At 72.1% G+C, this 1,000-nt stretch carries 1 protein-coding gene and 1 pseudogene; one reads left to right on the forward strand and one right to left on the reverse strand.

Annotated elements, in window-relative coordinates; genetic code table 11:
- Positions 1 to 294: 294 nt before the first annotated feature.
- Positions 295 to 681, forward strand: a complete 387-nt coding sequence (locus AC2W7M_RS26245; RefSeq protein WP_486136107.1) for a DUF983 domain-containing protein — start codon at positions 295 to 297, stop codon at positions 679 to 681.
- Between the two features lie 27 nt (positions 682 to 708).
- Here the strand turns inward: AC2W7M_RS26245 and AC2W7M_RS26250 are convergent.
- A pseudogene (locus tag AC2W7M_RS26250) lies at positions 709 to 1,000 on the reverse strand (hypothetical protein); the annotation flags it as partial.

Consider the following 1,000-nt stretch of genomic DNA (forward strand, 5'->3'; position numbering starts at 1 on the left):
AGAGGAAGGCCGGATCGGCATCGCGCTCCTGTGGCCGGCCGCCCGGCGCTTCCGCGGGGTCCGCGCGGCCCCCACCGGGCGGAGGCGCGGCGGTCGCTGTCATCCCAGCGCGCCATCTTCCCCCGGTCCGGCGCCCGCGGCCAGCCGCATCGGACGCCCCCGGTGATTCCGGTGCCCGACCAAATGTCGCATCAGGTGTCTGCATGCAATTTATAGCATTGTATGTATATAGGGATGACGGGACTGCGCCCGTTGTCCCGCCGGCTGACGGGGGCGCCGAGACGAGGTGATGAGATGAAGTCGGGACCCTGGCCGCCGCTGTCGCCCCTCAAGACCGGCTTGCGCGGGCGATGCCCGCGCTGCGGCGAGGGGCACCTGTTCGCCGGTTTCCTGACGCTCGCCCCGCGCTGCGAGGTCTGCGGGCTCGATTATGGCTTCGCCGACCCGGCGGACGGCCCGGCCTTCTTCGTCATCACCTTCGGCTGCCTGCCCTCGACCCTGTTCGCCATCTGGCTGGAGGTGGCCTACGGGGCGCCCTATTGGGTCCACCTCGTCACCACCTTGCCCCTGCTCCTCGCCACCTGCATCCCGCCCTTGCGGCCGCTCAAGGGATGGCTTGTGGCGGACCAGTATTTCCACAAGGCCGAGGAGGGGCGGCTCGCCGGGCCGGCCTCGGAATAAGACTGTTCCAGCCCCTCATGTGACCCGCTAGACGAGGTCGTAGGGCGCCGCCTCGGTGCCGCGGAGGATCTGCGCCAGCTGCTCCAGCGCCGTGGCGAGCCGCGCCGTGTCCGGCAGGCTGCCCAGCGAGAGCCGCACCGCATCCGGCACCGGCCCGCTGACATGGAAGGCGTCCGCCGGCGCGAGGCCGAGCCCGGCCGCGCGCCGCTTCCACCAGCCGCAGCCGGTCCCACGCGGGGCGGCAGCGGCAGCCAGACATGGAGTCCGAAGGGGTGGGCGGATGCCGTCCGGCAGAAGCGCACGCGCCACCGCCTGCCGC

The sequence above is a fragment of the Xanthobacter sp. BG11Y11_SDJG genome, from assembly GCF_057364445.1.